Raw genomic sequence first — 542 nt, forward strand, 5'->3', positions numbered from 1 at the left:
GTAGTTACATGGAACGCCTAAAAGAGTGTGGATTGACAACACTAGAGACCAGGAGATTAAGAGGAGATCAGATTGAAGTTTTCAAGATATTGAATGGTTACGAAAATATTGACAGAAGTATATTTTTTTCAATTAAGAAAGATCGAAGGACTAGAGGACATGAAGTGACATTAGTAAAGGACCAGTGTAGATTAGATATCAGAAAGTATTCATTTTCACAAAGGACTATAAATGAATGGAACAGATTATCTATTGATTGTGTGGGTGCTAATAGTGTGAATATGTTTAAAAACAACATCGACAAATACCTCAGAAGGGCGGGATATACATAGATAATAACGGTTGGACTCTCGATAAGCCGGAGGCTTCCTTGTCCACTTGCCATCTAGAGTTATTCTCAGGTGGCAATCTTGTTAAATCTTGTTAAATCTTGTTAAATCACATGGGAATTAACAGCCCAGAGCCAGATATCGCAGTGGAGCAAGCCGATGTCGAGGTAATGAGCCACAGTGGAGCAAGCCGATGTCGAGGTAATGAGCCAC

General features: G+C 39.1%; 1 protein-coding gene. It reads left to right on the forward strand.

Translation table 11 applies throughout. From position 1 onward, the window contains the following. Nucleotides 1–332: hypothetical protein (locus ELQ90_RS16840; RefSeq protein WP_208020704.1), on the forward strand; the 332-nt coding region annotated here is incomplete at its 5' end. Nucleotides 333–542 lie beyond the last annotated feature (210 nt).

The organism is Labedella phragmitis (assembly GCF_004078635.1).
Lineage (GTDB): Bacteria > Actinomycetota > Actinomycetes > Actinomycetales > Microbacteriaceae > Labedella > Labedella phragmitis.